Genomic DNA, 5,485 nt, shown 5'->3' with positions numbered 1-5,485 from the left:
GATGAGGAACAGCGAGATGCCGTCGACGCCGAGGTGCCAGCCAATGCCCCACTGCTCGATCCAAGCGTGCTGCGACGAGAACTGGAAGCCAGCCTCGCCCTGCTCGAAGGCAAACAGCAGCCAGATCGACAGAGCGGCCGTACCGACCGACGCGATCAGGGCAATGAGCTTGGTGATTTCGGGACGCGACTTGGCGGTCAATGCAACAGCGACGGCGCCGATGAACGGCACGAGGATGAGCATGGTGAGAATCGGGAACGACATCGCAGCACCGTGTGATTCCTCAACAGCGAGCAGGCCGCTAGTGGGGAGAAGAACAAGTAAGCCAGACATTAAAGAATTCCTCGAATCACCACGAACCAACCGAGGAGCAGGACGACACCGATGCCGATCACCCCGGCGTATTGACGCACATAACCGGTCTGAGCCTTGCGGACCTGGTTCGACGTTTCACGGACCAACGTGGCAACGCCATTGACTGCACCATCGACAACCTTGGTGTCGAATTCAGCAACACCGTCGAAGCTCTTGCGGCCCGGGTTGCCCATGAACCAGCTAATCATGTTGTCGTAGTTCCAGCCGTCGGCGAACAGCTTCGGCTCGATCGGCCTGACCATCTTCTTTTGGTAGACGGCGAACGCGCCGGCGATGCCGACGAGCGCACACGCAACAGCGATGGCAATCAGGATCGTCTTGTTGTCGTACGCCCACGTGCCCTTGATGATCGCTTCGCCGATCCCCCGCTCTTCTGGGCCTTCGCCAAACTCGACGATCGGGTGGAGCCAGTCGAGCAGCTTGTGCTGAGCGCCCTTCGGGATGATGCCGAGCGACGGGAGCTGGATGATTCCGCCAACCATTGAGAGCCCAGCGAGGACCACGAGCGGAATGAGCATGGTCGGAGGCGACTCGTGCGGCTTGAACTCGCCGTGAGCGCCATGGGTTTGCACGGGTGCGGGCGCTTCGACGGGCGCCTCTGCATCGCCACTGCTCGGGTCAGCGGACTCGAGGTGAGCTGCTTCTTCGGCGTTGGCCAGCGAGCCCCACTTCTGCTCGCCGAAGAAGGTCATGACGACCTGGCGAGTCATGTAGAACGCGGTGAGGATCGCCGTGACGATGCCGATCACGTAGAGGATCGGGCTTTCAGCGAGCGCGAACACCAGGATCTCGTCTTTCGACCAGAAACCAGCGAACGGTGGCACACCGGCAATGGCGAGCCAGCCGATGATGAACGTCGATGCGGTGATCGGCATGAACTTGAACAGCTTGCCCATCTTGCGCATGTCCTGCTCGTCGTGCATGCCGTGGATGACCGAACCCGAACCAAGGAAGAGCAGCGCCTTAAAGAAGGCGTGCGTAATCATGTGGAAAATTGCCGCCACGTAGGCGCCGGTACCGACCGCGAGGAACATGTAACCGAGCTGGGACACCGTTGAGTAGGCCAACACCTTCTTGATGTCGTTCTGCGCCAGCGCGATCGTGGCAGCGAACAGTGCGGTGATCGCACCGGTGTAGGCAATGAGCGTTGGGACCCAGTCGGCAGCAGCGCCGAGGACCGGGTTGATGCGGACCATCAAGAACACGCCGGCGGTGACCATCGTCGCCGCGTGAATCAGCGCCGAGACGGGAGTCGGGCCGGCCATGGCGTCGGGCAGCCAGACGTAGAGCGGGAGCTGCGCGGACTTGCCAACAGCACCGAGGAACAGCAGCGCGGCGATGCCGGTGGCGGTTGCCTGGGTCAGCGTGCCAGCGAGAGCGCTCTCGTTGATCACGGCGTAGTCGATCGAGCCGACGGCGCCGAAGGCGAGGAACATCGCAAGCATCACGCCGAAGTCACCGATGCGGTTGGTGACGAAGGCCTTCTTGCCCGCCGAGGCGTTCGCATCTTTGGTATGCCAGAAGGAGATGAGGAAGTACGAGCACGTCCCGACGCCTTCCCAGCCAAGGAAGGTGACCAGCAGGTTCGAACCGAGCACCAGCAACGTCATCGAGAGAACGAAGAGGTTGAGGTAGAGAAAGAACTTGGAGAACTTCGGGTCGCCGTGCATGTAGCCGATCGAATACAGGTGGATCAGCGAGCCGATACCCGTCACGAACAGCAACATCGTGCTACTCAGCGGATCGACAAGAAAGGCCATGTCGATCTTCAGGTCGCCGACCGGCACCCAGGAAAAGAGGGTGATGACTTCGGAGCGGTCAGCAGCATTCCGCGACAGCAGGTCAAAGAAGATGCCAACGGCAGCAGCGAACGACAGCAGCACCATCGTCGTGGCGAAGTGGCCAGCCTTCGGCTCACCGAGCTTGCGGCCTCCAATGAGGATCGTCAGGAAGCCAACGAGCGGGAAAAGTGGCACCAGCCAAACAAGGTCAATCATGACTAGCCCTTCAATTCCGCGAGGTCGTCAGCGGTGGCGCCCGGCTTGCGGCGCAAGATCGACACGATAATGCTGAGGCCGACCACGACTTCGGCGGCCGCAACGACCATCACGAAGAACACCGCTGTCTGGCCGTTGATGTCGCCCAGCTTGATGGCGAGCGCAACAAAGGTGAGGTTGGCAGCGTTGAGCATCAGCTCGATGCACATGAACATCACCAATGGGTTGCGGCGGATCAAGAGGCCAACCGCGCCGATGCTGAAGAGCAGCGCCGCGAGAATGAGGTACCACGACGGTTCGATGGCAGCGATCACTTGGACGCTCCCGGCGTGACCGTAGATTCGGCATCTGCTCTTTCCTGGTTGCGCGGCCACTTGCGGGTCAGCACGACCGTGCCGGCAACGGCGACGATCAGCAGCACCGAGGTGAGCTCAAACGCGAAGATGTGGTCGCCGTAGAGGTTCTCGGCCAGTTGCTTAATGTTGCTGTCGCTGTCACCGGTGACCGTCGCGATGTCAAGGCCGTCACCAATCGCATTGGGCAACACCGTGGCGCCGTCGGCCTTGACGATCGCGGCCGTCAGGAGCGAGACGAGCCCGAGGCCCATGATCGCTGCGAGCGGACGCTGCACCTTGATGGGTTCGATCGAGAGATCCATTGCATTGTCGACACCGAGCAGCATGATGACAAAGAGGAACAGCACGACGATGGCGCCGGCATAGACGATGATCTGCACGGCTGCGAGAAAGTGCGCTTCCTGAGCAACGAACTGCACGGCGATACCGAACAGTGTGAGCACCAGGCCGAGAGCAGCGTGGACCGGGTTCTTCAACGTGATGACGCCGATGGCGCCGCCAAGCACCATCGCGGCAGCCGCGAAAAAGACGAGATATTCAAGAAATGTCGTATCCATGTGTTCAGCGTTTTACCGTTCGAATTCCAGACAATTTTGCGGGATACTCAGAAGCATCACGCTCGGCCTGCTTGGGCTCAGGAGCACGCAGACCGTAGCCGAGTTCGTTGCTCCAACCCACCTCCCCTTCGAAGGTGGCGTCGCCTGACGGTGACGTGGCGCGCATCCAGCCGGACGTGTTGTCGTCTTCGCCCTCACGCCAGTCTTCCCAGGGAAGGCGCTGGGCCTTGCCCTCGTCATCGACGACGAGTTCAGTCTTGGTGTAAATCGCATCCTGTCGATTGGTGAACGAAAACTCGAACATCTTCGACTCTGTGATCGCCTCGGTCGGGCATGCCTCAACACAGAGATCGCAGTGAATACAACGCAAGTAGTTGATCTCGTAGATCCAGCCGAAGCGTTCGCCTGGGGACGTGGGGTTCTCGGCGTCATTGTCGGCACCACGCACGTGAATGCAATTGGCGGGGCAGACACCGGCGCACAGTTCGCAGCCAATGCACTTCTCCATGCCGTCTTCGTAACGATTCAGGACGTGACGACCGTGTAGCCGCTCGGGCTTCGGGATCTTCTCGTCGCCCTGTGACGTGGAGGTGAAGTCGCCCTTCTTCTTGGCGCGGCGACCACCGGAGTACTGCGTGGTCACCTGCTTGCCGCCAAAGAGGCGGTGCTGGCGAAGTGGGATCAGAAATCCTTCGAAGTAACCCATCAGTTCGAGCCCTTTCCGGAGCCGGCTGTCGTTGAGCCGGCTGTCGTTGATTGCGCTGGCGTTGATCCGGAGGGCACTGGCGCCAGTGTGCTGTTTGCCTCACGATTTTTACGGCTGACGCTGAGTGCCGCCATGAACAAGCTCATTGCTGCGGCTCCGATCACCAATGAGATGGCGACGACTCGGAGGCTGGCCACACGATCGCCATTGGCGAACTCGCGGAGTGCCGCGAGCAGCAGGAACCAGCCCAGGGAAATCGGGATGAGAACCTTCCAGCCGAGGTCCATCAACTGGTCGTAGCGCAGACGTGGCAGCGTTGCACGGAACCAAACGTACATGTACAAGAACATCAGCAGCTTGAGAATGAACCAAACCGAACCTTCAATCCAGCCCGGGATGATCGGGATGTCGAAGAGGCCCTGCGGCCCACCGAGGAACAACGTGACCATCACGCCGGACATGGTGATGACGTTCATGAACTCAGCGAGGAAGAAGAGGGCGAAGCGAATGCCTGAATACTCGGTGTTGAAGCCACCGACGAGTTCTTGCTCAGCCTCAACGAGGTCGAACGGCGGGCGGTTGAGCTCGGCCGTGGTAGCGATGACGAACACGAAGAACGGCAACAAGCCGGTGGTGATCAGATTCCAGTCGACGAAGCGGTCCTGAGTCTGAACAATTCCCGACGTCGACAAGGTGCGTGACGACAGCAGCACCGCCGCAAGGCTCAGGCCGAGTGCTGCTTCGTACGAAATCATCTGTGCCGAGGCACGGACCGAGCCGAGCAGAGGGTACTTCGAGCCAGAAGCCCAGCCAGCAAGCATGATGCCGTAGACGGCGATCGAGCTGAGCGCGAGGACGAGCAGGATGCCGACCGGCGGGTCAGCGAGCTGCAGTCGTGTGACCTGACCGAAGATTTCGACGGTGCCGTCCTTGAACGTCCCGTCGGCATTTTGGGAAAAGTCGCCACCGAGCGGAATGACAGCCCAGACGAGGAAGGCCGGCACGAAGGCAAGGAACGGTGCCAAGCGGAACACGATCCGGTCGGCACGGTTCGGCAGGAGGTCTTCTTTGAAGAAGAGCTTGATGCCGTCAGCGAGCGTCTGGAGCAGCCCAGCCGGTCCGGCCTTGTTCGGCCCGACGCGGTTCTGCATGCCCGAGACAATCTTGCGCTCGAACCAGACCATCAGCATCGTGCCGACGAGGCCGAGTACGAAGATGACCAGCACTTTGACGAGGATGATCAGCAGCGGCGTCCACAACAGACCACCCTCGGTAATGGGGTCGATGGCGACCAGGCCATTGGCCACATATCCGTTATATACGTTATATCCGTTGACAAGTTGGGAGGTGAGCATCAGATCCGCTCGATTCGAACGTCGGTGTTGGCAGCAGTGGCATCGATGATGTCTTCGATACTGCCAGCTCCGGCCTGGTTGAACGGTGCCCACACGACGCCACGGGGGACGTTGGTGTTGCCGACGACCGGCAGCACCG

At 60.4% G+C, this 5,485-nt stretch carries 5 protein-coding genes and 1 pseudogene; all 6 read right to left on the bottom strand.

Features of this window, described 5'->3' with window-relative positions:
* Positions 1-264: pseudogene (locus ACH2EI_RS19440) on the bottom strand (Fe-S-binding domain-containing protein); the annotation flags it as partial.
* Between the two features lie 68 nt (positions 265-332).
* Complete coding sequence (nuoL, locus tag ACH2EI_RS19435; RefSeq protein ID WP_395152391.1) at positions 333-2,372, bottom strand: NADH-quinone oxidoreductase subunit L; 2,040 nt, start codon at positions 2,370-2,372, stop codon at positions 333-335.
* A gap of 2 nt (positions 2,373-2,374) precedes the next feature.
* Positions 2,375-2,674 carry an NADH-quinone oxidoreductase subunit NuoK gene (gene nuoK / locus ACH2EI_RS19430; protein WP_395152396.1) on the bottom strand — a complete coding sequence of 100 codons (300 nt, stop codon included), beginning with the start codon at positions 2,672-2,674 and terminating at the stop codon, positions 2,375-2,377.
* Positions 2,675-2,682: 8 nt separating this feature from the next.
* Positions 2,683-3,285 (bottom strand): NADH-quinone oxidoreductase subunit J, encoded by a 603-nt coding sequence (locus tag ACH2EI_RS19425; RefSeq protein WP_395152392.1) that lies wholly within the window; start codon positions 3,283-3,285, stop codon positions 2,683-2,685.
* Positions 3,286-3,289: 4 nt separating this feature from the next.
* Positions 3,290-3,991: a NuoI/complex I 23 kDa subunit family protein gene (locus ACH2EI_RS19420; RefSeq protein ID WP_395152393.1), complete on the bottom strand. Its 702-nt coding sequence runs from the start codon at positions 3,989-3,991 to the stop codon at positions 3,290-3,292.
* Positions 3,991-5,346, bottom strand: a complete 1,356-nt coding sequence (gene nuoH / locus ACH2EI_RS19415) for an NADH-quinone oxidoreductase subunit NuoH (protein ID WP_395152394.1) — start codon at positions 5,344-5,346, stop codon at positions 3,991-3,993. Before nuoH ends, ACH2EI_RS19420 begins: the two co-directional genes overlap by 1 nt.
* Between the last annotated feature and the right edge of the window lie 139 nt (positions 5,347-5,485).

It is taken from the genome of Ilumatobacter sp. (assembly GCF_041688325.1).
In the GTDB taxonomy this organism is placed as follows: Bacteria; Actinomycetota; Acidimicrobiia; order Acidimicrobiales; family Ilumatobacteraceae; genus Ilumatobacter_A.
The sequence above is the reverse complement of the archived record's forward strand: the minus strand, read 5'-3'. Positions and strand labels throughout refer to the sequence as shown.

Bases quoted from the DNA above. Each gene is read 5' to 3' on its own strand.
- nuoL (WP_395152391.1), bottom strand. From the start codon at position 2,372: ATGATTGACCTTGTTTGGCTGGTGCCACTTTTCCCGCTCGTTGGCTTC.
- ACH2EI_RS19425 (WP_395152392.1), bottom strand. From the start codon at position 3,285: ATGGATACGACATTTCTTGAATATCTCGTCTTTTTCGCGGCTGCCGCG.
- ACH2EI_RS19420 (WP_395152393.1), bottom strand. From the start codon at position 3,991: ATGGGTTACTTCGAAGGATTTCTGATCCCACTTCGCCAGCACCGCCTC.
- nuoH (WP_395152394.1), bottom strand. From the start codon at position 5,346: ATGCTCACCTCCCAACTTGTCAACGGATATAACGTATATAACGGATAT.